Raw genomic sequence first — 23,914 nt, forward strand, 5'->3', positions numbered from 1 at the left:
GGTGACAACCGGTGGGAACCCATCCATGACCCTCGCGCTGCTCGCACCGTGCTACGGCAACCCCGATACGAGGAAGCGCTTCCACGAGACGATCGCGGGGGCGATCCCGTTCAGCCGGGAGCCCTACCGCTCGCTGCTGGCCGGAGCGGACCTGGCGAGGCTGGAGGAATTGCACCCGTCGGGTGAAGCGCACTTCTGGGGCGCGATCCCCCTGCACGACAAGCCCATGGAGCGGCTCCGATCGGGCGGGGTCGTGCTGTTCGTCGGCGAGAAGAAGATCAAGGCCGTCGGCGAGGTGGGCCACTTGTTCCGCAACAACCCCTTGGCCGACCTGCTCTGGAACCAGCACGCCAACAGTTCCAGCTTCACCAACGTGTACAGCGTGCTGAACGTCCGGCTGACCGACTACCCGGTCACCGACCTCTGGAGCATCGAGGGCTTCACCACCGGCGACTACGTGTACGGGCAACGCATCGTCGACGAACCGCGGTCGTCTCGCCTGATCAGCGCGTTCGGCATCAGTCCGAGCACGGTGGAAGCGGAGGCCGACGCCCGGCTGAACGCCACCGCCGATCTGGTGGGGCTGGGCAGCCGGGTCGTGCCGGTGGAGCGCAGCACGTCGACACCGTGTGGCACAGGGTCGCCGAACGGCAGACCGCGCACGACCGGATCGAGGCGCGACTGGTCGCCTACTACCGGACGTTCCGCTCCGACGTCGAGATGACCAGCTTCGTGACGCCGGGCGGCAAGCGGGCCGACCTGTACTACCGCGATGGCGCCGAGGTCGCGGTCATCGAGGCGAAGAGCCTGGCCACCCACGGCAAGGTGCGCGAGGCAGTTGCCCAACTGCTCGACTACGCGGCGGACAGCCCGGACCCGGTCACCCGACTGATGGCGCTCTTCCCCGAACGCCCTGCCGACGACGGCCTCACGTTCCTGCACCGGCTCGGCATCGACTGCGTCTACCGGAGCACCAACGACCACTTCGTCACCGAAGAAGCACCCGACCAGCGCCGCCGGTACATGCACCCGGTCTGGCGCGGCCGTTGACCACGGCGCAGGGCGGTGCGACGTTCGCCGGCACGACTGGCGCCAGGCACGGACCGGTCATCGAGGCCGTGCGGGTGGAACGCGGTCTGCTGATCCTCTGCCTCTGACGGCGGCGGGTCCGGCGGTCTGCCTGCTCCTTGCGTCGGCGATCGTGCCCGTGGACTGCGCAGATGTGCGGACCCGTCCGGGCTTCCCCGGCCTACGGTTCGGGGGATCGGTCATCATCGAGCCGACAACTCGGGACACCGGTCGTCCGGACCGAAAGGTGATCCCCATGCGCTCCTGGCGAAGCACCGCGCTCTGCGCCACCCTGGCCACGCTCATGACCGTCGCCCTCGCACCCCCTGCCGGCGCTTCCGTCGACGACGGCGGTTTCGAGTCGCCCACCGTGCCCGCCAACACGTTCACCCGGTACGGCGTCGGCGCGTCACTGGGCGCCTGGACGGTCACCGCGAACGACGTCGACCTGTCAGGCGCGGGCTTCTGGCAGACCGCCGAGGGCAACCAGTCCCTCGACCTGGACGGCGGCGCGGCGCCGGGCGCGGTCAGCCAGACCATCGACACCGTCCCGCTGTTCGCCTACCGCATCAGCTACCGGCTGGCCGGCAACACCGGCGCCCCGCCGACCCTCAAGACCGGCCGGATCCTGGTCGACGGCAACGTCCTCCAGGACTTCTCGTTCGACATCACCGGCAAGTCGAAGACGAACATGGGCTACGTCGGTCGGCAGGCGGTCTTCGTGGCCACCGGCTTCACCACCACGATCACGTTCGCCAGCACCACGGGCTCGGGCTGGGGACCGGTGATCGACAAGGTGGGCGTCGACAACTGCCTGCCCCTGCTCTGCCTCTGACCACCCGCTTGGTGCCCGCCGTCCGGGGGCGGGCGGTGGAGGAGCACTGCCGGCGGCTCGAGAACGCTGCTCAGAGCCGGGGGAAACGGCTGATCGTCCGGATCAGCTCCACCAGGACGTCGCGGTGGTGGTAGAGCCGTTCCTCGGAGTCCTGGAAGTGCATCTTGACGTAGGTGATCTCGCTGGCGGTTGAGCCTTGATCGTTGCTTTCGCCCACCGTCTCGGTGTGCCAGGTGAACGTCACCGCGCCAGCTTCCGAGTAGGGGATCTTGAGCTCCTGACCGACGTGCATGCGCCGGTCGGTGAACGCGATCGGCTCCAGGTAGCCGATCAGCTCCTCCTGGTCGGGTATCGCCTGCTTCTTCCGCACCGCCACGGCCCGCTTGCCCGGCGCGGCCGTGTCGACCCGGACGACGGACGGGTGTCTGAGCACGGCGCGCAGCAGTTGGTCGAAGGGCGGCAGCAGGACCACCGAGCCCACCTCCTCCAGATCCAGCACCGGCGCGAGTCGCCACTGGTCCGGCTTCGAGAGGTCGACCGTGCCGGAGCGGAAGTCCGCGCCGCGCAACGACACCCGTCCACCGGCGAACGCGACCCCGGTGAGCGATACGTCCGCGCCGTCGAACACCGCGCCGTCGAAGGAGACCTCGACGCCTTCCGCGAACACGACGTCGCGGAAGGAGACGTCACCGACGAACCGCGCGGACCGGAACGACACCGTGCCGCCGTCGAACACCGCGCCGCTGAAGTCGCCACCGTCGAAGACCGCTGACGTGAAGTCGAAGTCGTGCCCGTTCCAGCCGACCGCCGCCCCGGACCGCAGGTGGTCCCGGATCAGCCGGATGACGGTGTGGCGCACCTGCCGTTCCTCCTGCGCCGCGCGGTCGTCGTCGGACTCGTCGCCTCCCGGCGGCCGGTAGGGCAGCCTTAGATACCCGCAGAACACGTCGATGCAGACCTGACGGCGGATCGCCCAGTCGTCGGCCAGGTCCGCCATCGCGTACACGCCGGCGAGCCGCACCGCGGCCTTGTCGGAGCCCAGTTGCTCGGCGACGCGGGCGTAGCGCTCGTGGAACAGCCTGGTGTCCTCGCGCGCGTGGTCCGCCTCGCCGAGGCGCTGCTTGCGGTAGGCGATGACCAGCGCGGTGACCCCGCCGATGCCACCGGTGACCGTCAACGCGATGGTCATGAGCCGGTAGCGGTTCTCGGCGTTGAAGTCGATCGGGACGCCGGGACGCAGCGGGGGGTGATCGAGGAGCCACCACCACATGGCCACCGCGGAGCCGCCCGCGATGACCAACCCGATCAGGACCGCCACCGCGACGTGCAGGGGCAGCAACGACATTCCCAGCGGACGCGAGGCGGATGGGCGACCCCTCCGGGCGCCGCTCCTCTTGATCACGCATAGAGGCTACGCCCGGATCCCGCGCCGACGACGCGAGTTCGGTCGAAGTGCCGCCGACACCGGCGGTTCCCGGTTCCAAGCGCGGCCGCCCGGCGGTTCCCGATTCCAAGCGCGGCCGCCCGGCGGTTCCCGGTTCCAGGCGCGGCGCCCGGCCTTTCCGCGCGCCGCGCACCCGCTCGGACGTCGTGCGGCCGCCGGGGCGCGGTGCTTCCCTGGTAGTCGATGCCCGACCCGACCGCCGCCCGCGACCGCGCCACCCGCCTCGCCGAGGCCATCCTCGACAACCAACCCGAGCCCGCCCCTACCTGCCTTCCCAACTCCGCCGCCTGACGGACACGGCCAGTGGGGACGTGCACGCGAACCCGTCGGGTTCAGCTGAACCACCCGGCCCGTGCCGATCGCCATCCGGCGTGGCCCGACCACCGGTTGCTGGGCGGGATACGAGGTGCCGGCCAGCGCGTAGTTCCGGGTTCGGCTGCGGCTCGCTCCGGCCGCCCGCTACAGTCCGAAGTCGATTGACTACGGATCGCAGGGGGCGACGTGGGCGAGACATTCAGTTTCGGCTTTGAAGAAGGTGACGAAGAGGACCGTCGGCCACGTCGGAAGCAGGCGGCTGCTCCCGGCGTGGTCGACGGTCTGCGGGGGAAGGACTCCGACGGCGTCGTGACCGTGACGGTCGACGACTCGGCCGACGTGCTGTCGGTGGCGCTGGCGGCGCACTGGAAGCAGGTCGTCGATCCCAGGGCTTTGGGCTCAACCGTCACGTCCGCGATGAACGCGGCCACCATGCAGGCGCTGGCCGAGCATGTCGAGCGGCCGGTGGCCGAAGAACCACCCGCGTCGTCAATCCCGCCGCAGGACGGCTCCCGCATCACGCCGGCAGAGGCGACGCGCCTCATGGACGCCGTCACGGCCGACCTGGAGCGCTTCAAGCAGCAGGTCGCCGAGGTGATCGACCGGTCGGTGACCGCAGAGAGCCGGGGCGGGCACGTGCGTGGCACCGCGCAACGCGGACAGGTGCTCGACATCGCCATCGACCCGGCCTGGGCGCACACGGCCCGCAACAGCGAGTTGGAGCAGGAACTCCTGGAAGTGCTCCGGGCACTTCGAGCCCGCAGCGCTCCCACCGACCTCGCACAGGGGCCGCAGAGCCCTGCCATCGCCGAACTCGTCGCACTGGTGAGTGATCCGAACACGCTGCTGCGCCGAGTGGGGTTGCTGCCATGACCGACATCTCCGTCGCGCTCGAAGCCATGCGCTCCGACGCCGCCCTCTGGACCGCCGCCTCGGAAAGCCTGGAGACACCTCGTTCCGCGATCGGTGGGCTCGTGGTCACCGACACCGACATGTCGAAATGGGCGGCCGACCGGGGTTTGCACCGCACCTACGACAACGCGCGCCTCGCCCTGGAGGACATGCTCGCCCAGGCGATCCAAGCGTTCCGCGGTTTGGGCGAGAGCCTGCACGCCGCGGCGAACACCTACGAGAGCGAAGAAGAAGCCAACCGGCTGGCGATGGACCGCATCCACAACCAGGAGGGCGGACGGTGAACCCGCTCGCACAGCAGGTCGAGCAGGAGAGGCAGGACGCCCAGCAGGACGTCAAGGCGTTCTTCGACCAGGTCGAGAGCGTCCTGAAGTGGGTGCCGCCCCCGCTGGAACACATGATCGACCCCATCGTCCAGGGCATGCGGCTGCTGGCGGAGAAGGTGGCGGAACTCTGGGACCACGTCGGCCACCTGATCGACCAATGGGGTGATCCGGACCGGCTCAAACAGGTGGGCGAGCAGTGGGTGGCCCAGGTCGGCGACGTGCTGGGCGACATCGCGGGCACCGTCGGGCTCGACAAGCTCCGGACGACGGTCGAGTGGGAAGGGCGCGCGGCCCGGGCCTACCACTCCGCAGTACCGCCCCAAGCGGCCGGGTTGAACTCGGTCAAGGACATCGCCAACCAGATGCGCAGCTCGCTCACCGCTCTGGCGAACGCGATCGAGGGCTTCCAGCTCACCATGTGGTTCGCCTTGGGTTCGTTCGTGATCGGCGCCGCCGGCGCGGTCGCGAGCGCGTGCTCGGTCGTGGGCATCCCGATCGGGATCGCCGCGTTGAGCGCCGCCTGCGGTGCTGCCATCGCACTCATCGGCACGGGAGTGCTGGCGATGCAGTCGCAGGTCAACACGATCGAGACCGAGCAGACGACGATCAGGCAGAAGATCCACGACCTCGGTTCGGACTGGTCGATGCCCGACACCGGGGCGATGAGGGACGCCAGCGCCACCGATGGCGACGGGTCGGACTGGCGGCCTGGGTCGTGATCCACCCGGCACCGGGGCCACCGCCGTCGCCGCACGTGTGGATCTCTGAGTCGCACGCCCGGCACGTCCACGCCGCCTGCGGTTCGACGGGCAGGCTGTTCGCCGTCGTGAGCGTCGCGCTCGCGGCGGCGACCGTGGTGCTCGGCCTGCGCCTCCCGATCGCCTACCACTTCTTCGGCCCGGTGGTGTGGATCATCGGCGGGGCTTCGGCGCTCAACGTGCTCTACGCCGCGCTCGGCTTGTCAGGAGTCCGCTCCTACATCCAGGGCGGCTACCTCGACGTCAACGGCGCACGGAGGACCCGGCGGCTGTTGGCCGCGATGTGGGTCACCTCGATCGTCTTCTCGTCCTTCGCCTGCCTCCTGCTGCTGGCCACCGTCGCGGCCGAAGCGGACAACCCCCGCCACCCGGACGTGCGCTTCACGGTCGGCGTCTGGGCATACCTGTGCTTACTGGCCTCGCCCCCGGTGCTGACCGGTGTCCTGTTCTTCGTCGGACGTCGTCTCCTGGTTCCGGCTCCGCCTGCCGTCCGCCAGGACTCGGCTGTGACCCCGACCGGGTTCACGGCCTACCCGCCGCCCCCACCGCAGCGTCAGGTGTGGATCTCCGCGGCGCGTGCGCACGAGGTCCGCGTGGCGTGCGGGCGGCTCGGCACCGTGCTGCTCACCGCCGGGGTCCTGCCGGCGCCGGCAATCGTGCTGATCGGCGGTCGGCTACCCCCGATCTACCCGGCGCTGGGCTCCCTGAGCTGGACCTTCGCGGCCTTCGGTGTGGTGCAGGTGTTCGTCGCGGCCACCGTTCTGCGTGGAGGCCGCCGGTACGTGACGGGCGAGCACCTGGACGTGGACGGGGCGCTGACGACGCGCAAGTCCCTCGGCGTCGTCTGGGGACTGGGGCTGGGCAGCGCGGTGATCTCCGGCGCCGGACTGTCGTTGGGGCTCTCCCTGTCCGGCGGTCCGGCCGAACAGGTCGTTCACCACCCGGTGCTCGTGGGCGCGGTGCTGTCGCTCATGGCCACCCCCGCCCTGCTCACCGGAGTCGCGTACTTCGTCGGCCGGCGGCTGTTCACGCCACCGGCCCCCGCAGGATGATGAGGCGCAGGTGTTGAGCCGAACGGGTGACGCCTGAAACGCGAGAGGCCGTCGGTCCTATAACGACAATCAGGGCCGCCCGCAGTTCTTCGACGGTCAGCAGGGCGTGCAGCGGCTGGCCACGGATTTCACGACCGACCCGCGCTTCGACTCCCCCAGGCGGTTCAGCTGCGGCTCTCGGGGTTCGAGCTGACCCGGCTGGGCGAACTCGGCCGGGCGGTGCGCGACCTGTACGCGGGCGTCGCACGCCACCCGGAACGGGTTTCGTCGGTAGTCGATGACGCCTATGTCGCTCAGCTCGCCGATGCGGTCACCGGGGGTCTTGGTGGCCAGGTCGGGGTGGCACCGAGGATCTTCCTGCGGAAGCTGGTCGCCGACGTGCTGGACCGCGTGGACGAGCACGACGACTTCGACTCGCGCAGGCACTACGCCCTCACCCTGGCGCAGTCGGAGCTGACGGAGGTCGAGCGGAACGCCGCGGCGCGCTCCGCCGACGACATCGAGCTGGGCCTGCCGTGACCACCGGCCTCGACGGTCCGCGCCCGGTTCTCGTGCACCACATCGTGAACACACTCGGGTGGAGTTCGTTGCGGCCGTTGCAGGCGGAGGCGGTGGGTCCGCTGGTTGACGGCGATGACGCGATCCTGCTGGCGCCCACGGCCGGGGGCAAGACGGAGGCTGCCTGCTTCCCGCTGCTCAACGCGATGGAGCGGCACAAGTGGACCGGTCTCTCGGTCATCTACGTGTGTCCCCTCAGGGCACTGCTGAACAACCTGCACCCCCGGCTGGAGGGCTACGCCTCGTGGCTGGGGCGCAGGGTCGGTCTGTGGCACGGCGACATCAGCCAGGCCACTCGCCAGAAGATCCTCCGCGATCCACCGGAGGTCCTGCTGACCACGCCGAAGTCCTTCGTTTCCAGTCGATCCAGCCGACCTTCCAGCTCCGGCCACCGAGGAGCAGCACACGAGGTCGAGGTCACCCACGTCGAAACCCAGGGCCCTCAAGTTCAGCGAAACGCTGCCGCACGCACTGGCGACGGCGACGCTGGCCGCACGCTTGGCCGATCCGGACGGGGCAGCGGCGGTGTTGGCCGAACCGAGCCGCTTCGTGGTCACCGCCGGAGAAGCGCGGTAACGCGCGATCCGCACTCTGGTGCCGATGTTCTGATGCGAGCAACCGACGAAAGCGCTTGCGCGCATACCCACTCGGACTCCGACCGAACCGGCGGCCGGTCGGCGCGGAAGGGCGCTAACCTGATCACGCGGCCCGCCGGGCACCGGGATCACTTCCGTCGCTGCCCCCACCCGCACGTGTATTCCGCGTGCCCAGGTGGGGGATCAACCGGTGGCTCTCGTGCGCCGCAGCGCAAAGAACCTGCTCGACATGGCCGATCGACTGCACACCGTGCTGGAGGAGCAGGCCCGCATCCAGTTCGAGTCGGGTGTGGGCGCGGCCGAGGTGCGGTCGTGGCAGAACAGCCTGCCCGCGTTCCTGACCGACGTGGTCGAGGCCGGTCTCGGGCACGTCGAAGTGCTGCTCGAGCACAAGCTCCCGCACAACCCCAAGCGGGTCGACGTCATCCTGTGCGGTACGCACCCGCGGCGGGGCACGCCGTCCTTCGTGCTGGTGGAGCTGAAGCAGTGGTCGAGCGCCGAATCCGTGGGCGACGACCTGGTCACGGTGCCGCACTACCCGGAGCCGGTCCTGCACCCCGTGGAGCAGGTGCGCCGGTACTGCGAGTACCTCGTCGACTCCACACCCGCGTTGGCGGAACAGCCCGGCGCGGTGCACGGTCTCGCCTACCTGCACAACGCCTTGGAGTCCGGTGTCTGGCAGCTGACCCAGTACGGGATGGACGACTACGGCCGCCTCTACACGATGGACACCCGGTCGCGGATGACCGACCGGTTGAGGGTGTTGCTCGACCCCGACCCGGCGACCGGGGACGCGGCGGGCCGAGCCGCCGAGTACCTGCTGAACGCGAGGCACGCGCCGTCGAAGCCGCTGCTCGACCTGGCCGCTCGGGAGATCCAGGACCGTGAGCAGTTCGTGCTGCTCGACGAGCAGCAGGTGGCCTACAGCTTGGTGATGCAGGCGGTCGAGCGCGCGCGGACCAGCCGAACCCAGACAGTGGTGATCGTGCTCGGCGGTCCGGGCTCGGGCAAGAGCGTCATCGCGCTGAGCCTGCTCGGCGAGCTGGCCCGGCTGGGCCGCCGCGTCTACCACGCCACCGGCTCCAGCGCCTTCACGAGCACGCTGCGCAAGCTGGCGGGGAAACGCGCGCCTCGGGTGCAGAGCATGTTCAAGTACTTCAACAGCTTCATGGACGCCGAGCCGCGCGGTCTGGATGTGTTGATCTGCGATGAGGCGCACCGCGTCCGCGAGACCAGCGTCAACCGGTACACCAAGGCCGCGGCCCGACAGCGGGCGCGGCGACAGGTGGCCGAGTTGATCGACGCGGCGTCGGTGCCGGTCTTCCTGCTGGACGAACACCAGATCGTGCGTCCGGGCGAGATGGGCTCGCGACAGCAGATCGAGGCGGCCGCGCGTTCGCTCGGGTGTGCGGTGGAGATCGTTCACCTGGCGGGCCAGTACCGGTGCGGCGGGTCGGAGTTCTTCGACGCGTGGAGCGGAGGGCTGCTCGACATCGGTCGACGCCGCGCCACCGCTTGGTCGGATCTCGTCACCCGCGACGACGAGGACTTCGTCGTGCGTGCCGCCGGCACACCCGGCGGAGTCGAGGAGTGGCTGCTGGCGCAGCAGGCGCGGTTCGGTGGCACGGCACGCCTCGCGGCCGGTTACTGCTGGAAGTGGAGCGACCCGGTCACGGTGGACGGCACGAAGGTGCTCGTGCCCGACGTCCGGATCGGTGACTGGGAACGCCCGTGGAACGCGAAGCCCGGGAAACGGGTTCCCGACGCACCCGAATCCCACTACTGGGCGAGCGACGAACGCGGTTTCGGCCAGGTCGGCTGCGTCTACACGGCACAGGGCTTCGAGTACGACTGGGCGGGTGTGATCTTCGGGCCCGACTTCGTCCGGCGGGATGGCCGGTGGGTCGCCCGCAGTGAGCACTCCCGCGATCCGGCGGTGAAGAGCGCCGCGGACGCGAACTTCCACGACCTGATCAGGAACACCTACCGGGTGCTGCTCACCCGGGGCATGCGCGGGGTGTGCGTCTGCTCGACCGACCCGGAGACGCAGGAGTACCTGGAGGAGATGACCCGTTGATCCGCTCCACCGGCGGGTGACGGTGTCTCTGGGTGTCGAGTCGCTAGTGCGCGCGGGTGCTTTCGCGACGCAGGTGGGTGAGGGGTGCTCACAACGGTTTGCGACACCGGATGTTGAGTGTCATGACGTCACGACGACGAAGAACGCGCGCGCGCCGTCCCCGGCCCGATCCCGTCCGCGTGGAGGAGTTGGTCGCCTACCTCCGCGCCGACCGGGTGTGGCGGGACGAGGTGGCGAAGCGGCTGGTGGCCCGGTTGGACCAGAGGCTCGTGCGGTCGGCCCGGACGTACGGGTGTCGGCCCATCGCGCACGTGGCGGAGGAGTTGGACAGCCAGGCGTGCGTGGACCTCGGCCCCGGTGTGCCGTACCAGTTGGCCAAGGCGGTGTACGGGCAGGTGCGGTTGCGGGGTGCGGCGCGGTTGCGGCAGACGGCGCGCAGCCTGCGGGTGCTCGGCGTGTACCTGTGCGGCAGCGACCTGGCCGGGTGCCCGTGCACGGAGGCGTTGGCCCGCGATCCGCAGCAGGCCAGGGTCGACCGGGTGGTGAGCGGGGCGTTGGACGGCGCGGGGTTCTAGCTCTGGTGCACCAGCCGTTCCGGGGCCTCGTGGGTGCTCAACCACGCCTTGGCGAGCTTGCCCGCCGCCGCGCGGAACACGCCGTCGCGGTTGCCGTCGTCCGGCTGGATGGTCTCGGACGCCTTGTCCAGCACCAGGAACCGCTCCGTGCCGCCGTCGGTGTGGAACCGGTAGCGCACGCTGGCCGCGGTCTCCTCTTCCTTGTGCAAGTACACGAGCATGGCCACGGCCTACCTCCAGGGCTTGCTGTAGTCCTCGTTGGACGGCGGAGGGATCCGGGTCTCCCACTGCGACACCGCGTTCGCCGCGGCGTGTGCGTCCTTGTACGAGGCGTTGGGGTTCTGCTGCCAGTATCGGGCTTCGGCCAGTTCGTGTTCGAGCAGGGCCACGTCCTCCGGCAGCGCCCGGCCCGACCGCAGCCGCAGCCACGCCTCGGCCATGTCGGGGCTCGGGTCGAACCGCGCCATCACGGTACCGCCGTTCTGCCCCTCCAACGGGTGCAGGTCCTCGAAGACGTGGTTCTTGATCTGCTCGATCTCCGCCCGGCTGAACCCGGTGCTGCCGTCGGCCCGCTGGACACCGCTCACGTGCCCGGCGACGTCGTCGACGTCGTCGGAGCCGCGGATCGACTGGTAGGCGTTCTCCGACCAGCGCTCCATCCGGTCGTACGCGCGCAGCGACCCGTCGTCCACCGGCCGGGCGCCGCCGGTCTGCCCCGGCCTGGGCGCCTCGTCGGCCTGCCGGGCGGGCGACTTCAGGTCGTCCAGCACCTTGCGGACCTTGTCGAACACGTCGCCGAGCTTGCGCAGCAACGGGATCAGCTTGCCGATCGTGCGGATCAGCTTCTTGAGGATGTCGCCGATCTTCGCGCCCCACCGGGCGACCGCCGCCGCCGCTTGCGCCGCCACCACCGGCGTGGCCAGGCCGAGCGTGAAGGCCACCTCCAACGCCCACGAGATGAGCCGGCCGACGAGGTCGGCGATCAGGTCGCGGACGACCTCGCGGACCACGGCGACCACCACGCCGGCCATCTCCACGGCCGAGCCGAAGCCGTCGGCCGCGGTGGACCCGCCGCCCAGCACGTCGGCGGTGCGCGCGGCGGCGGCCCGGTAGGCGTCACCGGCCGCTCCCTGCCAGCCGGCCGTGTCGGCGGCGACGTCACGCGTGTAGTCGTCGCGCACCTCGCCGACGGCCTTGGCGACGTTCTTCCAGGTCTGGGCGTGCGAGGCGACCAGGTCGGCGTTGCCCGCGAGCCAGTCCAGCGCGTCCGACAGCGGCTTGACGTGCTCGATCAGCCACGACACCCCGGCCGAGAACAGCGAGCCCAACGGGTCGACGACGAAGCTCAGCGCCTCCAGGCCGACCCCGGCGACGCCCAGCCCGATGTCGACCCAGCTGCCGCTCTCGATGCCGGACTTGACGTCGGCGGCGGACTCGGCGACGCCGATCCCGGAGTACCAGCGGGTGCTGTCCTGCACCGGCGCGATGAGCGGGTTGCCGCCGGTCATCGCAGGCCGCCGAACGTCACGGCGGCGTCGTCCTCGCGCTGTTCGTACTCGTCGGCGGTGTAGCGGACGTTGGTCGAGATGTCCGCCATGCCCTTCGCGCCCGCGGTCAGCGCGGCGCCCGCCTGCTCCTCGATACCGCGCATCACGGCCGGCAGGAACTGGCAGAGCTGCCCGTACGCGCCGTCGGCCATGCTCACCGCGCGGGCCGCGTGCACGGCCTCGCCTAGCCGTTCGGCCAACGCGTCGAGCTTGCCCGCGTGCGCGCGCAGCTCGGTCGGCAGGACGTCGTAGCCGGTCATGGTCGCCCCCTCAAGCCAGGTACGAATCGTCGCCGAAGTCGTCGTCGTGCCTGGTCCGGGTCGGCGGCGGGGCCGCTTCACCGAACCGCTCGCGATAGCTGTCCACCAGCATCCGGCGGGTGTCGGGCAGGTCGCCGCCCATGTTCGCCTCGGCCGCGTCGCGGACCTGCGCGGTGATGCGGGCGCGCGCCGTGCGCAGGCAGCCCATCACCAGCGGTCCCAGGTCCTCCGGCCGCACCGCGCCCGCCCGGTCGGTGAACCGGATGTCGACCGGTGAGCCGCTGGAGTCGACGGTCACCACCACGGCGCCGTTCGCGCTGGTCTCGGTGACCTGGATGCGTTCCACCTCGGCGCGCAGCGCCTGCAGCTTGTCGGCACGCTGCCGCATGCCCTCGACCCAGTCGTCGACGCTGCGCTCGGCCTGGCCCGGGTCACCGCTGAGCAGACCGTCCCACCGTGGCTCCGACATGCACACCGTTATAGCGCACCGTGACCGCCGGCCGGTCGATGTTGGACCGAGTGGACGGCGATCACTACGACGATCCGGTGCACTCCACCCGTCGTCACGTTTCAGCGATCACTCACATGGGCAACATCGTCACCGTGGGTGAAATCCGAATCGGCACCTCCGGCTGGCGTTATCCCGAGTGGCGCGGCGACTTCTACCCGCGCGGGTTGCAACAGCGGTTGGAATTGCAGTTCCTGTCACGGCGACTCGACACGGTCGAGATCAACGGCTCGTTCTACGGGCTGCGCAAACCGACGGACTACAAGTCGTGGTTCGAGCGCACGCCCGACGACTTCGTGTTCGCCGTGAAGGCGCACCGCGAGATCACCCACGACAAGCGATTACGGGACGTCGGGAAGGACGTGGAGGCGTTCTTCGACTCCGGTGTCCTCGACCTCGGGCCGAAGCTCGGACCGGTCCTGTGGCAACTGCCGCCGATGCTGCCGTGGCGGCCGGAACGACTCGCCCCGTTCCTGGACCTGCTACCAGGCCCGCCGGTCCGGCACGCGCTCGAAGTGCGGCACCCGAGCTGGGACACGCCCGAACTGGCGGAGTTGTTGGCACGGCACAACGTCTCCTTCGTCGTCGCCGAGTCCGCCGGCCGCTTCCCCGAGCTCCACGAGCTGACCGCCGACTTCGTGTACGTCCGGCTGCACGGCGACGAGGAGCTGTACGTCAGCGCGTACTCCGACGACGCCCTCGACCGCTGGGCCTCCCGGGTCCGCGAGTGGTCGGCCCAGCGGGACGTCTACGTGTACTTCGACAACACCATGCGCGGCGCGGCGCCGTTCGACGCCCTCGCCCTGGCCGAGCGGGTCAGCTGAGCCGTGGCACGCGGTCCAGCACGATGCCGAAGTGCTTGGCGTAGGCGTCGAGCAGCGCGTCGTCGTCCAACTCCTCGGTCACCTTCCCGTCGCCGGTCGTGGTGATCAGCTTGTTGCCGGCGATGGTGATGCGCCCGTCCGCCGTGGGCAGCGAGCACGTCGCACCGCGCCGGAACGGCGACCGCGGCCACGTCTGCTGGTACCAGCACGTGGCGCGGAACTCCTCCAGCGCACGCGGGCGCAGTTCGAGCCGGTACTGGGGCACGCCGTCGAACAGCACGTCCACGTCGCCCTCGGGCGTGTCGACCACCCGGAACACACCGGCGGGGTCGCGCTGCTCGTCCCGGCTGACGAGGTCCAACGGCCGCAGGCTGAACCGCCCGAAACCGACGTCCACGAGCAGATCACCCACGCGCAACGCCATGTGGTCGAACGGCGGCCCGTACACGCCGTCGACCCACACCTTGGCCGACAAGAGCCGCACATCGTGCCCCAACGCCCGCAACAGCGCCGCGAACGCCCCGTTCAGTTCGTAGCAGAACCCACCGCGCCGCCGGTTGACGACCTTGTCCACGAGCAGGCCCTCGTCGAGCACGACCTCCTCGCCGAGGTGGATGGAGAGGTTCTCGAAGGGCACCGCGGCAACGTGCCGTTCGTGCAGATCGACGAGGGTGCTGGTGCGCGTCGCGCCGATCCTGGCGAGGTAGGCGTCGAGTGTCCGGTCGTCCATGGCACCAACTTGCACCTTCGAGTGCGCTGGAGGTCAAGACCGCGCCTCCCACCACGCCTCGACCGAACCGTCGTCGCGGACGAAGAACACCGACAGGCGCATCGTTGCCACCGCCATCTCGATCGTGCGGACCAACGAGCGGTAGGTCGGCACATCCGGGAACGCGAACGCCACCTCGTCGTCCGGGTGCTCCTGCCTGAGCTGTCGCTGAGCCCTTCCGGATGCTCAGCCAACAGCCGGAGCAGGCGGTCGGCGAACCTCACACCGGCATGGTCCCACCAGTCCGCGTGGTACGCCGGAGATCATCCGGGTACCCCTCGGTGGTGACGGGTGAGGTTCGGATCGGGACGTCGGGTTGGGTGTACCCGACGTGGCGTGGTGCGTTCTACCCGCGGGGCCTGGTGCAACGGCGGGAGTTGGAGCACATCTCCCGGCTGATGACGTCGGTGGAGCTGAACGGCTCGTTCTACTCGCTGCAACGCCCGTCGAGCTACCGGGCGTGGGCCGAGCAGACGCCGGACGACTTCCTGTTCGCGGTGAAGGGCGGCCGGTTCATCACGCACCTGAAGCAGTTGCGCGACGTGGAGACGCCGCTGGCCAACTTCTTCGCCTCCGGCGTGCTCGCACTCGGCGCCAAGCTCGGACCGTTCCTGTGGCAGCTGCCGCCCAAGCTGCCGTTCGACCCGGACCGCCTGGCCACCTTCTTCGACCTCCTCCCCCGCACCACCGCGGCGGCGGCCGACCTCGCCGAGCGGCACGACGCCCGTCTGCCCGGAGAACGCGCCTGGACCACCACCGATGCCGACCGACCCCTGCGGCACGCCCTGGAGGTCCGGCACCCGACGTTCCTGGTCCCGGAGTTCCACGACCTCCTCCGCGCGCACGGCATCGCGCTGGTCGTGTCCCACTCCGCCGGCCGGTTCCCCTACCTCGAAGACGTCACGGCGGACTTCGCCTACGTGCGGCTGCACGGCAACCAGGCCCTGTACGTGGGCAGCTACTCCGACGACGAGCTCGACGCCTGGTCGGCCAAGGTCCGCGGCTGGGCCGCCGACCACGACGTCTACGTGTACTTCGACAACGACACCGACGCGGTCGCACCGCACGACGCCCTCCGACTCGCCGAACGCCTCGCGCTGCCGACACCGGGACCGGCCCACACAATCAGGTGAACGACGGCCGACCCGCCCCCACGCCGACGCCGGCCGCAGCACTCTGGAGTGCGTGGAGGTGACCCGAATGACCACCCGCGGCCTCGTGACAGCCCTCGCCCTCACCGCCGGCGCCCTGGCGTCCGGCGGCACGGCGGTGGCGCGGCAACAGGACCCGCGACCCGGCCCGCAGTGCGACCGCGGCGAGTTCTGCGTGTGGTCGGCCGCCGACTACACCGGCGACTCCCACCGCCTCGACCTGGAGACCGCGAACCCGCGCGAGTGCATCCCCCTGCCGGACGGCTTCGTGGCGCGGTCCTTCGCCAACCGCCTGAACAGGGACGTGTCGGTCTACCAGGGCGCCACGTGCTCAACCGAGGCGGAGTTCACCACCTACCCGGGCAAGGGCACGTACGTGCCGGACGCCCCCTTCGTCGTGCGGGCCATCCAGGTCTGGGAGCCCTGAGCCGCCCCGGATTCCGACTACTTTCCGAACCTGGTTGACTACGCACCGCAATAGCGTGAGCGGACCCGGTGCTCGAACCGGCCCACCACGACGAGCCGGATTGGCAGCACCGTGAGCTACCCGCCACCACCCGTGCCACCGCGGTACCTGTGGATCCCGGCGCCGCACGCGCACCGGATCCGCACGACGTGCCGAAGGGTCTCCCTGCTGCTGATCATCGCCTGCCTCGTGCTGATCCCGCTCCTCGCGCTGTTCGGCGGGCGACTGCCTCCCGTGTACCCGGCGCTCGGCGTCTTCAGCTGGTCGCTGGTCGGCGGCAGCGTGGTCATGGTGGTCCTGGCGGGTGTCTTGCTCTTCGCCGCCCGCCGGCACGTGTCGGCCCAGCACCTCGATCTGCAGAGGGTCGGCGAGCTGCGTTCGGGGATCGTCGTGGCGTGGACGTCGTCGCTCTTCATGACCATGTTCGCCTTCGTCGGCCTGTCGCTCGGGATGTCGTCGGCACCGCTCGGCCAGGACGGCCCGGACGTCCGCACCATCTCCTGGCCCGCCGTGTGGACGCTCATGCTGCTGCTGGCCATGCCCCTGGTGCTCACCAGCATCGCGTTGGTCACGGGCCGACGGCTGCTCGGCCTACCGGTCGGACGGCCGCGATGAGCGGCCCGCTCGTGCACCGCGGGGAGTCCTAACGGGCCGGCACGCCGATCGCCAACACGGCGGTGTCGTCCTCCACGCCCTTGCCCAGCCGGTCGAGCAGGCCGACGAGGGCGCTGACCGCGCCGGACGCGGACACCGGGGGCAGGGTGGCCGCGAACTCCAGCAGGTCCTCCTCGCTGTACCGGGTGTCGCGACCGGTCCGGGCTTCGGTCAGGCCGTCGGTGTACAGCACGAACGTGTCCCCCGGCGAGAGGTGGACGGTCGTGGTGACGACGCGGGCGTCGGGCAGGATGCCGATCAGCTGACCGCCCGGCATCTCCACGTACTCGGCGGTGCCGTCGGCCCGCAGCAGCAGACCGGGTGGGTGGCCGCCGGCGGCGAGGGTGAGGGTGCAGCGGTCCGGTTCGACGGCGAGCACGCCGAACGTCACCGTGCAGAACCGCGAGTGCCCGCCGTTCTGCTCCTGGTTGAGCACGGTGTTGAGGTTGGTCAGCACGGTGGCCGGGTCCGGGTCGTAGACGGCCGCCGAACGCAGCGTGTACCGGGTCAGCGACGTCACCGCCGCCGCGTTGGCGCCCTTGCCGCACACGTCGCCCAAGAACAACGCCCACCGGCCGTCCGCCAGCGGGAACAGGTCGTAGAAGTCGCCGCCGACCTCGAACGGCGAGGCGTGGTGGTAGTGCGTGGCCGTCTCCAAGCCCGGCACGGCGGGCAGCACCGGCGGCAGCAGGGTGCGCTGGAGGGTCGTGGCGAGCCGCCGGATCTCGTCGCGCTCCCGCTCGGCCACCTGCCGGGCGCGCAGCAACTCCCGTTCGTACGCACGGCGGTCGCTCGCGTCGAACACCGTGGTGCGGATCAGCAACGGCTGATCGTCACCGCCCGTCTTCACCGTGGAGTGCACCAGCACCGGCAACCGGGTGCCGTCGGCCGCGACCATCTCCAACGCCACCCCGCCGACGTGGCCCTGCATCCGCAGCAACGGCGCGAAGTGGGTCTCGTGGTACAGCTTGCCGCCCACGCTGAGCAGGTCGGCGAACCGCAGCCGACCCACCAGCTGCTCCCGCTCGTACCCCAACCAGCGCAGCAGCGTCCCGTTCACCTTCGCGATGTGCCCGTCCAGCATGGTGGACAGGTAGCCGCACGGCGCGTTCTCGTACAGGTCCTCCGCGCTGTCCTCCAACAGCGCGGAGAACAGCTCGCGGTCGTGATCCGGCTCGCTCCCGCACATCACCGCAGGTCCGCCACGAAGCTCGCGATCGCCGCCGCGGTCGCCTCCGGGGCGCTGAGCTGGGGGCAGTGGCCGGTCGCGTCGAGCGTGACGAGCGTGCTGCCGGGGATCCGCGCGTGCACGAACGCACCGACCTCGGGCGGCGCGATCACGTCGTGGCTGCACTCCAGCACCAACGTCGGCACGGTCACCCGGTCCAGGTCCGCGCGGTTGTCCGACAGGAACGTCGTGCGGGCGAACACCCGGGCCACCTCCGGGTCGGTGCGGCAGAAGCTGTTGGTCAGCTCCTCGCCCAGCTCCGGCCGGTCGGGGTTGCCCATGATGGCCGGCGCCATCACGGCCGACCAGCCCAGGTAGTTGCTCTCCAGCGAGTCGAGCAGCTCGTCGATGTCGGCGGCGCTGAACCCGCCCCGGTAGTCGCCGTCGTCGATGTACCGCGGCGACGGCGTGACCAGCACCAGCTTGGCGAACGTCGCCGGCTCCGCGACCGCGGCCAGCACCCCGACCATCGCCGACACCGAGTGCCCGACGAACACCACGTCGCGCAGCTCCAACTCGTGACAGATGTCCAGCACGTCCCGGGTGTACCCGTCGAGCGTCGAATAACGCCGCTCGCTCCACGCGTAGAGGTCGGACTTCCCGGCGCCCACGTGGTCGAACAGCACGACGCGGCACGTCTCGGCCAGCGCGGGCACGACCAGCCGCCACATGGTCTGGTCGCAGCCGAACCCGTGCGCGAGCATGACCACGGGACCGTCGGCGTTGCCGGTCACCGTCACGTTGTTCCTGCTGCGCACGTCCATCGGCTCATCCTGTCACCTCCACCACGCCCATACCGCTCGGGAACCGGGCGGCGGACACCGACGTCTCACCGCCACGGCAAGCCACACGCGGCAGAACAGGGACACCATGCGGCGACTTCCAGTCGGTGGGCCGGCGGTACTGGTGCTGGCACTGGCGCTGATGACGGCGACGGCATGCGGTGCAACGCCCGGAACCCCCACCACCGAGACGCCCGCCGGCACATCGGCCGGATCGGCGGCAGGGTCGGCGACCGCGGCACCGCCGACGCGACCGCGTGAGGTGAGGCTCGACGGCGAGGATCCGTGCGCGCTCCTGACCGCCGGGCAACTGGCCGAGTTCGGGATCGCCGGCGCGGGCAAACCGATACCCGTCAAGGTGTACGAGACCACCGGCTGCTCGTGGACCGCGACCGGTGCGGGCTACCGCCTGATCCCGGTGCCCACCGAGGGCATCGAGGCCTGGACCGGCGGCGAGCGGGCCGCCAAGCCGACCGAAACCGGACCGGTCCTCGGCTTCCCTGCCATCACGGTCACGGTGCCGTCCGACACCGCCTCCTGCGACGTGATGGTCGACATGGCGGAAGGGCAGTACCTCGTCGCGTCGTTCACCGGCGCGGGTGCCGGTGACCAGGGCACCGAACCGTGTGACGGGGCGCGGCGACTGGCGGAGGCCGCCGTGCACAACCTGCTGGGGTGACCCGGCCGGATCCCCGGCGGCCAGATCGTCACAGCGGCCGGATCGTCGGCGGCCGGACTGTCGGTGGTCGGGGTTACCGTGCCGGTCATGAGGATGTCGAACGCCACCGAGCTGACCGCCGAGCACCACGCCCAACTGGCCGAGCTCGGGCTGCGCACGGACCACTTGGACGAGGCGATCTGGGCCGGGGTCGACGCCCGGGCCTCCGCGCCACCGCTGGGCCCGACCAACGGCGCCGGCCTGTTGGACTGGATCCACCGGGTCGGCAGACTCCGCGAGGTCCTCGTCGCCGAGGGCTGGACGCGGGTCGACAAGTGGAACGCGGGCCTCGTCCAGCACCCCACCAAACCGGTCGTGCTCGGCACCCTCCAGGGCAACCGCCACACCGGTACCCCCGGCGCCCCGCTGCGCAGCGACTACGCCAAGGGACCGGCCATAGCGGCCATGATGCGCGGCAACGACCGCGACCAGTTCACGCTCTTCGACTCGCTGCACACGCACGAGTGGAAGCTGTGGTTCCTCGTCACCTACCCCCACCAGGAAGGCGAGCGGCTGGTCGTGCTGCGCGAGGTGGCGCAGCCGGAGCCCACGCCGCAGGGCCAGGTCGTGGACCGGTGGGCACGCCGGATCACGTTGCCGCCCTTGGTGTTCGGCCCGCTGCCCGCACCACGCGACCCGCACGGCCACCACGGTCCCGAGGACGTCGACGTGACCGTCACGCCACGCCCGTAGGCGGGTGCGAGAATGGCGCGATCATGCTCACGCCCTCCCGCCTCGTCCTGGCCCGGACCCGTCGCGGTCTGACCGCGGTGGAACTGGCGCGCAAGGCGGGCACCAGCCCGGCGAGCATCGGTGACTACGAGCACGGCCGCCGCCGACCACGACCCGACACCGCCGCGAGGCTCACCGAGGCACTCGGCTTCCCGCCGGGCTTCCTCGAAGCCGACGACGTGCCGGAGGTCGAGGTGGCGTTCGACGGCACCCGAGCCCAGCCGTCCCAGCGGCAACGGGACGCCGCGGTCAGCGCCGCACGCCTGGCCGTCGACTTCGACGGCTGGCTGAGCCGAGCCTTCACCTTCCCGGAGCCGGACGTGCCGACGTGGGAGCACCCCGACCCGGAGACCGCGGCCGAGGTGGTGCGCGCCCGCTGGGGCATCCCCCACCGCCCGGCGCCCAACATGGTCCACCTGCTGGAAGCACACGGCGTCCGCGTCTTCTCCCTGCCGCCGGACTGCGCCGCCGCCGGACCGTTCTCCTGCCACCACGACGGCACCCCGTACGTCTTCCTCGACCCGACCGCGGCACCCGGCCAGGCCCGCTTCGACACCGCCCGCGAGCTCGGCCACCTGACCGGGAACGTCGACGCGCACGCGTTCGCCACCGCGTTCCTGCTGCCCCGGGCCGGCGTGCTGGCCGCCATCCCGCGCGGCCCGCTCACCGAGCACGTCGTCGCGCACAGCGCCACCTGGCACGTGTCGCCGCTGACCCTGGCGCACCGCCTGCACGCCCTCGGCCTGCTCACCCGGACCCAGCACGCGACGGTGTGCGCCCAACTGGCCCGGCGCTCGGCCGGCACGGATCGCCGCACCGCGGGCATGGACCGCGGCACCGCCGGCATGGACCGGCGCGAGACGTCCCAGCGGCTCACCAAGGTCTTCCGCGCCCTGCGCGCCAGGGGCACGACGCCGCACGGCATAGCCCGCGAACTGCTGCTGGACGTGGAAGAGCTGAACGGGCTCGTGTTCGGCCTGGTGCTCACCGCCCTGCCGGGCCAGGGCGACACCGGCCGCCCCACCCGACCGAACCTCACCGTCGTCCCGAGGTAGCCGTCCGGCTTCAGGCCCAGGCGCCGGCCGCGTCCTTGACGTAGTCGCCGAACAGCCGTCCGTCGTGGCCCAGCACGGACGGCACACCGTCGGACAGCGCGGCGTCGTGGCCGTCGCGGATCGCGGTCAGCGACATCGTCAGCACCTCCGCGTACGCCTCGTCGATGCCGGCCTGCACCAACCTGCGGGTGTAGTCGGCCGCGGGCACGTCCACCACGCGGATCGAACGCCCCGACACCTCGCCGATCCGCGCCAACGCCTCGCCGAACGTCAACGCCTCCGGCCCCGACACCTCGTACTCCACCCCCGAGTGCCCGTCCTGCGTCAACGCCGCCACGGCCACGTCGGCGATGTCCTGCGCGTCGATGAACGGGTGCGCGCCGTCACCGCCCTCGGGCAGCACGACCTCGCCCGCCAGCACCTCCGGCAGGAAGTAGTCCTCGCTGAAGTTCTGCGCGAACCACGTCGGCCGCACGACCGTCCAGTCCACCCCCGACTCCCGCACGGCGCGCTCACGGCCGTCGTCCGACGAGAGCCCGCGCGCCGACAGCAGAACGATCCGCCCCACACCCGCCTCCACCGCCTGCGGCACGAACGCCGCCACCTCGGTGTCGTCCAGGTTGAGCGCGAGCGGCACGAGGTAGACGGCGGTGGCGCCGTCGAGGGCGGGTGCCCAGGTGGACTGGTCCGACCAGTCGAAGCGGATGTCCGTGCTGCGGGACACGGGGCGGTGGGCGACACCGCGGGCGTCGAGGGCGGAGGTGACGCGACGGCCGGTCTTGCCGGTGGCTCCGATAACCAGGATTGTCATGCCACCAGACAATCAAGATCGTGCTGGGCGGAACATGGCTCACCGTCCCGGATGCATGTTCAATCGTCTACGTGGACCCTCTCACCGATCTCCTGCGCGGGGTGCACGCGCAGCACGCCGACGTGTGCCGCTCGTTGGCCTCACCACCGTGGTCCCTGGCGTTCCCGGTGACGGCGCCGTTCACCCTCGTCACGGCCGTGCGCGGCGACACCTGGCTGCTGGTCGAGGACGGCACCAGCATCCTCATGCGCCCCGGTGACGTCGGCCTGGTCCGCGGCCCGTTGCGGTTCGTGCTGGCCGACGACCCGTCCACGTCCCCGCAGCTGGAGATCACCGCGGCGGACTGCGAGCAGTGGCGCGTGGGCCCCCGCACGTACGGCTTCGCCGACGAGGGTGCCGACGAGAGCGCCGGCGAGCACGACACGGTGGTGATCACCGCCGCCTACGACGTCGAGAGCCGCATGGCCCGTCGGCTGCTCAACGCCCTGCCGGCGGCGTTCGTGGTGTCGTGCGAGGACGAGCACTGCCCGACCTTGGACGTGCTGTCCGCGGAGATCTCCAAGGAGCAGGCCGGGCAGGACATCATTCTCGAACGGTTGCTGGACCTCCTGCTGGCGTACACGCTGCGTGAGTGGTTCGACGGATCCGAGACGAACACGCCGGCGTGGTACCGGGCGTTGAGCGACGAGATCGTCGGCCCCGCGCTGCACGCCATGCACGACTCGCCGGAGCGCGCCTGGACCGTCGCGGAACTCGCAGCGCGCGCCGGGGCGTCACGGACGGCGTTGGCGCGCCGGTTCACCGCGCTGGTCGGAGTGCCGCCGCTGACCTACCTGACCGAGTGGCGCATGGACGTGGCCGCGGACCTGCTGCGCAGACCGGATGCGACGGTGAGGTCGGTGGCACGTGCCGTCGGGTACGCGGACGGGTTCACGTTCAGCACGGCGTTCAAGCGGGTGCGCGGCGTGCGGCCGAGCGACCACCGCCGGCCTGGCGACCACCGTGTGGTAGCTCTGCGGGCATGAACTTGGAAGACCTGCGGGACGCCCTGCGCCGCTTCGCCGCCGCGCGTGACTGGGACCAGTACCACACCCCGAAGAACCTCGTGATGGCGTTGTCCGGGGAGGTCGGCGAGCTGACCGACCTGTTCCAGTGGCTCACGCCGGAGCAGGCCGCGCGGGCCATGGACGACCCCGAGTTGGCGTGGCACGTGCGGGACGAGCTGGCGGACGTCGTGCACTACCTCGTGCGGTTGGCCGACAAGCTCGACGTGGACCTCATCGAGGCGGCGTTCGCCAAGATCGAGCGCAACGAACGGCGCTTCCCGACCGGTGGCCTCAAGCCGGTGGACCTCAAGCCCGTGGACGTCGAGCCGGTCGAGTCGGTGGATGTCGGGCCCGGGGATCTCAAGGCCGGCGGCGCTGAGCCCGTCGAGTGAGGTGCCGCTACAGGTAGGTCAGCAGGAGCAGGATCAGGCATACGAGGACGACCAGGCCCAGGACGACCGAGGCCCACATCGGTGTCTCGGAGGACGGCAGGCTGGCACGGGAGTGCCGGCCTCTTCGGCTGATTCGTCTGCGTGCGCGCCACGGCACCGGCGCCTCCCCTGTCCACTCTCCGCTGCTCATGCCGGCTACGGTATGGACGATCAAAGGCGGCGATCCGTGCGTCACCCGCTCGCGCGAGGTGCGTCGCCCGAATAGCGGTGGAAGCCACCGGAAAGTGACGGGTCGCCGTCGCGTGGAAAGCCGGACCGGAACTTGCACTGAACGCAAAAAGCCTTCAGGGGCACCCGTATCCACGGATGCCCCTGAAGGCTGAAGAATTGTTCGGCGGCGTCCTACTCTCCCACACCCTCACGAGTGCAGTACCATCGGCGCTGGAAGGCTTAAC

General features: G+C 70.7%; 29 protein-coding genes and 2 pseudogenes. 20 read left to right on the top strand and 11 right to left on the bottom strand.

The features are described from left to right. The first annotated feature begins 25 nt into the window (after positions 1-25). From AB0K14_RS31280 to AB0K14_RS31290, 3 genes are all read left to right on the top strand, one after another. Positions 26-724, top strand: a complete 699-nt coding sequence (locus tag AB0K14_RS31280; RefSeq protein ID WP_360464598.1) for a hypothetical protein — start codon at positions 26-28, stop codon at positions 722-724. Beyond that, a complete protein-coding gene (locus AB0K14_RS31285; protein ID WP_360464601.1) occupies positions 721-1,050 on the top strand; it encodes a hypothetical protein in 330 nt (109 codons plus the stop codon). Before AB0K14_RS31280 ends, AB0K14_RS31285 begins: the two co-directional genes overlap by 4 nt. Before the next feature lie 274 nt (positions 1,051-1,324). Then, positions 1,325-1,903 (top strand): choice-of-anchor C family protein, encoded by a 579-nt coding sequence (locus AB0K14_RS31290; RefSeq protein WP_360464604.1) that lies wholly within the window; start codon positions 1,325-1,327, stop codon positions 1,901-1,903. Positions 1,904-1,973: 70 nt separating this feature from the next. Here AB0K14_RS31290 and AB0K14_RS31295 read toward each other — a convergent pair whose 3' ends face one another. After that, a complete protein-coding gene (locus AB0K14_RS31295; protein ID WP_360464606.1) occupies positions 1,974-3,248 on the bottom strand; it encodes a pentapeptide repeat-containing protein in 1,275 nt (424 codons plus the stop codon). 729 nt (positions 3,249-3,977) lie between these two features. Here AB0K14_RS31295 and AB0K14_RS31300 point away from each other — a divergent pair. The 8 genes and pseudogenes from AB0K14_RS31300 to AB0K14_RS31335 all read left to right on the top strand — a co-directional run bounded on the left by AB0K14_RS31300 (position 3,978) and on the right by AB0K14_RS31335 (position 10,516). After that, positions 3,978-4,535 carry a hypothetical protein gene (locus AB0K14_RS31300; protein WP_364339548.1) on the top strand — a complete coding sequence of 186 codons (558 nt, stop codon included), beginning with the start codon at positions 3,978-3,980 and terminating at the stop codon, positions 4,533-4,535. After that, on the top strand, positions 4,532-4,858 hold the full coding sequence (locus AB0K14_RS31305) for a hypothetical protein (protein WP_360464612.1): 327 nt from the start codon (positions 4,532-4,534) through the stop codon (positions 4,856-4,858). Before AB0K14_RS31300 ends, AB0K14_RS31305 begins: the two co-directional genes overlap by 4 nt. After that, entirely contained in the window at positions 4,855-5,619 is a 765-nt protein-coding gene (locus AB0K14_RS31310) for a hypothetical protein (RefSeq protein WP_360464615.1), read from the top strand. The genes AB0K14_RS31305 and AB0K14_RS31310 overlap by 4 nt, the downstream gene beginning before the upstream one ends. A gap of 35 nt (positions 5,620-5,654) precedes the next feature. Next, positions 5,655-6,710 carry a hypothetical protein gene (locus tag AB0K14_RS31315; protein ID WP_360464618.1) on the top strand — a complete coding sequence of 352 codons (1,056 nt, stop codon included), beginning with the start codon at positions 5,655-5,657 and terminating at the stop codon, positions 6,708-6,710. 168 nt (positions 6,711-6,878) lie between these two features. Beyond that, positions 6,879-7,229: a BREX system ATP-binding domain-containing protein gene (locus tag AB0K14_RS31320; RefSeq protein WP_360464671.1), complete on the top strand. Its 351-nt coding sequence runs from the start codon at positions 6,879-6,881 to the stop codon at positions 7,227-7,229. Continuing rightward, positions 7,226-7,618 (top strand): annotated as a pseudogene (locus AB0K14_RS31325) (DEAD/DEAH box helicase); the annotation flags it as partial. The gene AB0K14_RS31320 and the pseudogene AB0K14_RS31325, both read left to right, overlap by 4 nt. Before the next feature lie 445 nt (positions 7,619-8,063). Next, on the top strand, positions 8,064-9,941 hold the full coding sequence (locus AB0K14_RS31330; protein ID WP_360464620.1) for a DUF2075 domain-containing protein: 1,878 nt from the start codon (positions 8,064-8,066) through the stop codon (positions 9,939-9,941). A 179-nt stretch (positions 9,942-10,120) separates the two neighbouring features. Beyond that, a complete protein-coding gene (locus AB0K14_RS31335; RefSeq protein ID WP_360464623.1) occupies positions 10,121-10,516 on the top strand; it encodes a hypothetical protein in 396 nt (131 codons plus the stop codon). On the opposite strand, the gene AB0K14_RS31340 is transcribed toward AB0K14_RS31335, so the two are convergent. Genes AB0K14_RS31340 through AB0K14_RS31355 form a run of 4 tightly spaced genes read right to left on the bottom strand, consistent with a single transcriptional unit; the run spans position 10,513 to position 12,792 of the window. After that, entirely contained in the window at positions 10,513-10,737 is a 225-nt protein-coding gene (locus tag AB0K14_RS31340; protein WP_360464625.1) for a hypothetical protein, read from the bottom strand. The genes AB0K14_RS31335 and AB0K14_RS31340 overlap by 4 nt on opposite strands. Before the next feature lie 9 nt (positions 10,738-10,746). Further along, a complete protein-coding gene (locus AB0K14_RS31345) occupies positions 10,747-12,024 on the bottom strand; it encodes a hypothetical protein (protein ID WP_360464628.1) in 1,278 nt (425 codons plus the stop codon). Beyond that, positions 12,021-12,323 carry a type VII secretion target gene (locus tag AB0K14_RS31350; RefSeq protein ID WP_360464630.1) on the bottom strand — a complete coding sequence of 101 codons (303 nt, stop codon included), beginning with the start codon at positions 12,321-12,323 and terminating at the stop codon, positions 12,021-12,023. The genes AB0K14_RS31345 and AB0K14_RS31350 overlap by 4 nt, the downstream gene beginning before the upstream one ends. Before the next feature lie 10 nt (positions 12,324-12,333). Next, the gene (locus tag AB0K14_RS31355) at positions 12,334-12,792 is read right to left on the bottom strand and encodes a YbaB/EbfC family nucleoid-associated protein (protein WP_360464633.1); all 459 of its coding nucleotides are present in this window, start codon (positions 12,790-12,792) and stop codon (positions 12,334-12,336) included. A 125-nt stretch (positions 12,793-12,917) separates the two neighbouring features. Here AB0K14_RS31355 and AB0K14_RS31360 point away from each other — a divergent pair, with 125 nt between their 5' ends. Continuing rightward, entirely contained in the window at positions 12,918-13,655 is a 738-nt protein-coding gene (locus AB0K14_RS31360; RefSeq protein WP_360464674.1) for a DUF72 domain-containing protein, read from the top strand. Here AB0K14_RS31360 and AB0K14_RS31365 read toward each other — a convergent pair. Together AB0K14_RS31365 and AB0K14_RS31370 are read right to left on the bottom strand one after the other, a co-directional pair. Continuing rightward, positions 13,648-14,385: an arylamine N-acetyltransferase gene (locus AB0K14_RS31365; RefSeq protein WP_360464636.1), complete on the bottom strand. Its 738-nt coding sequence runs from the start codon at positions 14,383-14,385 to the stop codon at positions 13,648-13,650. The genes AB0K14_RS31360 and AB0K14_RS31365 overlap by 8 nt on opposite strands. A 33-nt stretch (positions 14,386-14,418) precedes the next feature. Further along, positions 14,419-14,559: a hypothetical protein gene (locus AB0K14_RS31370; RefSeq protein ID WP_360464639.1), complete on the bottom strand. Its 141-nt coding sequence runs from the start codon at positions 14,557-14,559 to the stop codon at positions 14,419-14,421. 146 nt (positions 14,560-14,705) lie between these two features. On the opposite strand from AB0K14_RS31370, the gene AB0K14_RS31375 reads away from it, so the two are divergent. From AB0K14_RS31375 to AB0K14_RS31385, 3 genes are all read left to right on the top strand, one after another. Then, entirely contained in the window at positions 14,706-15,557 is an 852-nt protein-coding gene (locus AB0K14_RS31375) for a DUF72 domain-containing protein (RefSeq protein ID WP_360464642.1), read from the top strand. 67 nt (positions 15,558-15,624) lie between these two features. Next, positions 15,625-16,002, top strand: a complete 378-nt coding sequence (locus AB0K14_RS31380) for a peptidase inhibitor family I36 protein (protein ID WP_360464645.1) — start codon at positions 15,625-15,627, stop codon at positions 16,000-16,002. 111 nt (positions 16,003-16,113) lie between these two features. Then, positions 16,114-16,656: a hypothetical protein gene (locus AB0K14_RS31385; protein ID WP_360464648.1), complete on the top strand. Its 543-nt coding sequence runs from the start codon at positions 16,114-16,116 to the stop codon at positions 16,654-16,656. Between the two features lie 28 nt (positions 16,657-16,684). On the opposite strand, the gene AB0K14_RS31390 is transcribed toward AB0K14_RS31385, so the two are convergent. Together AB0K14_RS31390 and AB0K14_RS31395 are read right to left on the bottom strand one after the other, a co-directional pair. Then, entirely contained in the window at positions 16,685-17,884 is a 1,200-nt protein-coding gene (locus tag AB0K14_RS31390; protein ID WP_360464678.1) for a SpoIIE family protein phosphatase, read from the bottom strand. After that, positions 17,884-18,687 (bottom strand): alpha/beta hydrolase, encoded by an 804-nt coding sequence (locus AB0K14_RS31395; protein WP_360464651.1) that lies wholly within the window; start codon positions 18,685-18,687, stop codon positions 17,884-17,886. Before AB0K14_RS31395 ends, AB0K14_RS31390 begins: the two co-directional genes overlap by 1 nt. Here AB0K14_RS31395 and AB0K14_RS31400 point away from each other — a divergent pair. From AB0K14_RS31400 to AB0K14_RS31410, 3 genes are all read left to right on the top strand, one after another. Further along, positions 18,665-19,384, top strand: a complete 720-nt coding sequence (locus tag AB0K14_RS31400; protein ID WP_360464653.1) for a DUF3558 domain-containing protein — start codon at positions 18,665-18,667, stop codon at positions 19,382-19,384. The two genes, AB0K14_RS31395 and AB0K14_RS31400, sit on opposite strands and share 23 nt — an antisense overlap. Positions 19,385-19,471: 87 nt before the next feature. Continuing rightward, on the top strand, positions 19,472-20,116 hold the full coding sequence (locus AB0K14_RS31405; protein WP_360464656.1) for a hypothetical protein: 645 nt from the start codon (positions 19,472-19,474) through the stop codon (positions 20,114-20,116). A gap of 23 nt (positions 20,117-20,139) precedes the next feature. Then, positions 20,140-21,210 (top strand): XRE family transcriptional regulator, encoded by a 1,071-nt coding sequence (locus AB0K14_RS31410; protein WP_360464659.1) that lies wholly within the window; start codon positions 20,140-20,142, stop codon positions 21,208-21,210. 10 nt (positions 21,211-21,220) lie between these two features. Here the strand turns inward: AB0K14_RS31410 and AB0K14_RS31415 are convergent, their stop codons facing one another. After that, a complete protein-coding gene (locus AB0K14_RS31415) occupies positions 21,221-22,021 on the bottom strand; it encodes an NAD(P)H-binding protein (RefSeq protein ID WP_360464662.1) in 801 nt (266 codons plus the stop codon). A 71-nt stretch (positions 22,022-22,092) separates the two neighbouring features. On the opposite strand from AB0K14_RS31415, the gene AB0K14_RS31420 reads away from it, so the two are divergent. Beyond that, complete coding sequence (locus tag AB0K14_RS31420) at positions 22,093-23,046, top strand: AraC family transcriptional regulator (protein ID WP_360464665.1); 954 nt, start codon at positions 22,093-22,095, stop codon at positions 23,044-23,046. After that, positions 23,043-23,348 (top strand): annotated as a pseudogene (locus AB0K14_RS31425) (nucleotide pyrophosphohydrolase); the annotation flags it as partial. The gene AB0K14_RS31420 and the pseudogene AB0K14_RS31425, both read left to right, overlap by 4 nt. A 118-nt stretch (positions 23,349-23,466) precedes the next feature. Here the strand turns inward: AB0K14_RS31425 and AB0K14_RS31430 are convergent. Next, on the bottom strand, positions 23,467-23,649 hold the full coding sequence (locus AB0K14_RS31430) for a hypothetical protein (RefSeq protein WP_360464668.1): 183 nt from the start codon (positions 23,647-23,649) through the stop codon (positions 23,467-23,469). Positions 23,650-23,914: the final 265 nt, after the last annotated feature.

It is taken from the genome of Actinosynnema sp. NPDC050801 (genome assembly GCF_040673975.1).
GTDB lineage: Bacteria > Actinomycetota > Actinomycetes > Mycobacteriales > Pseudonocardiaceae > Actinosynnema.

Coding starts and splice junctions, on each gene's coding strand:
- AB0K14_RS31280 (WP_360464598.1), top strand. CDS start 26: ATGACCCTCGCGCTGCTCGCACCGTGCTACGGCAACCCCGATACGAGG.
- AB0K14_RS31285 (WP_360464601.1), top strand. CDS start 721: ATGACCAGCTTCGTGACGCCGGGCGGCAAGCGGGCCGACCTGTACTAC.
- AB0K14_RS31290 (WP_360464604.1), top strand. CDS start 1,325: ATGCGCTCCTGGCGAAGCACCGCGCTCTGCGCCACCCTGGCCACGCTC.
- AB0K14_RS31295 (WP_360464606.1), bottom strand. CDS start 3,248: ATGTCGTTGCTGCCCCTGCACGTCGCGGTGGCGGTCCTGATCGGGTTG.
- AB0K14_RS31305 (WP_360464612.1), top strand. CDS start 4,532: ATGACCGACATCTCCGTCGCGCTCGAAGCCATGCGCTCCGACGCCGCC.
- AB0K14_RS31340 (WP_360464625.1), bottom strand. CDS start 10,737: ATGCTCGTGTACTTGCACAAGGAAGAGGAGACCGCGGCCAGCGTGCGC.
- AB0K14_RS31345 (WP_360464628.1), bottom strand. CDS start 12,024: ATGACCGGCGGCAACCCGCTCATCGCGCCGGTGCAGGACAGCACCCGC.
- AB0K14_RS31350 (WP_360464630.1), bottom strand. CDS start 12,323: ATGACCGGCTACGACGTCCTGCCGACCGAGCTGCGCGCGCACGCGGGC.
- AB0K14_RS31355 (WP_360464633.1), bottom strand. CDS start 12,792: ATGTCGGAGCCACGGTGGGACGGTCTGCTCAGCGGTGACCCGGGCCAG.
- AB0K14_RS31365 (WP_360464636.1), bottom strand. CDS start 14,385: ATGGACGACCGGACACTCGACGCCTACCTCGCCAGGATCGGCGCGACG.
- AB0K14_RS31380 (WP_360464645.1), top strand. CDS start 15,625: ATGACCACCCGCGGCCTCGTGACAGCCCTCGCCCTCACCGCCGGCGCC.
- AB0K14_RS31390 (WP_360464678.1), bottom strand. CDS start 17,884: ATGTGCGGGAGCGAGCCGGATCACGACCGCGAGCTGTTCTCCGCGCTG.
- AB0K14_RS31395 (WP_360464651.1), bottom strand. CDS start 18,687: ATGGACGTGCGCAGCAGGAACAACGTGACGGTGACCGGCAACGCCGAC.
- AB0K14_RS31405 (WP_360464656.1), top strand. CDS start 19,472: ATGAGGATGTCGAACGCCACCGAGCTGACCGCCGAGCACCACGCCCAA.
- AB0K14_RS31410 (WP_360464659.1), top strand. CDS start 20,140: ATGCTCACGCCCTCCCGCCTCGTCCTGGCCCGGACCCGTCGCGGTCTG.
- AB0K14_RS31415 (WP_360464662.1), bottom strand. CDS start 22,021: ATGACAATCCTGGTTATCGGAGCCACCGGCAAGACCGGCCGTCGCGTC.
- AB0K14_RS31430 (WP_360464668.1), bottom strand. CDS start 23,649: ATGAGCAGCGGAGAGTGGACAGGGGAGGCGCCGGTGCCGTGGCGCGCA.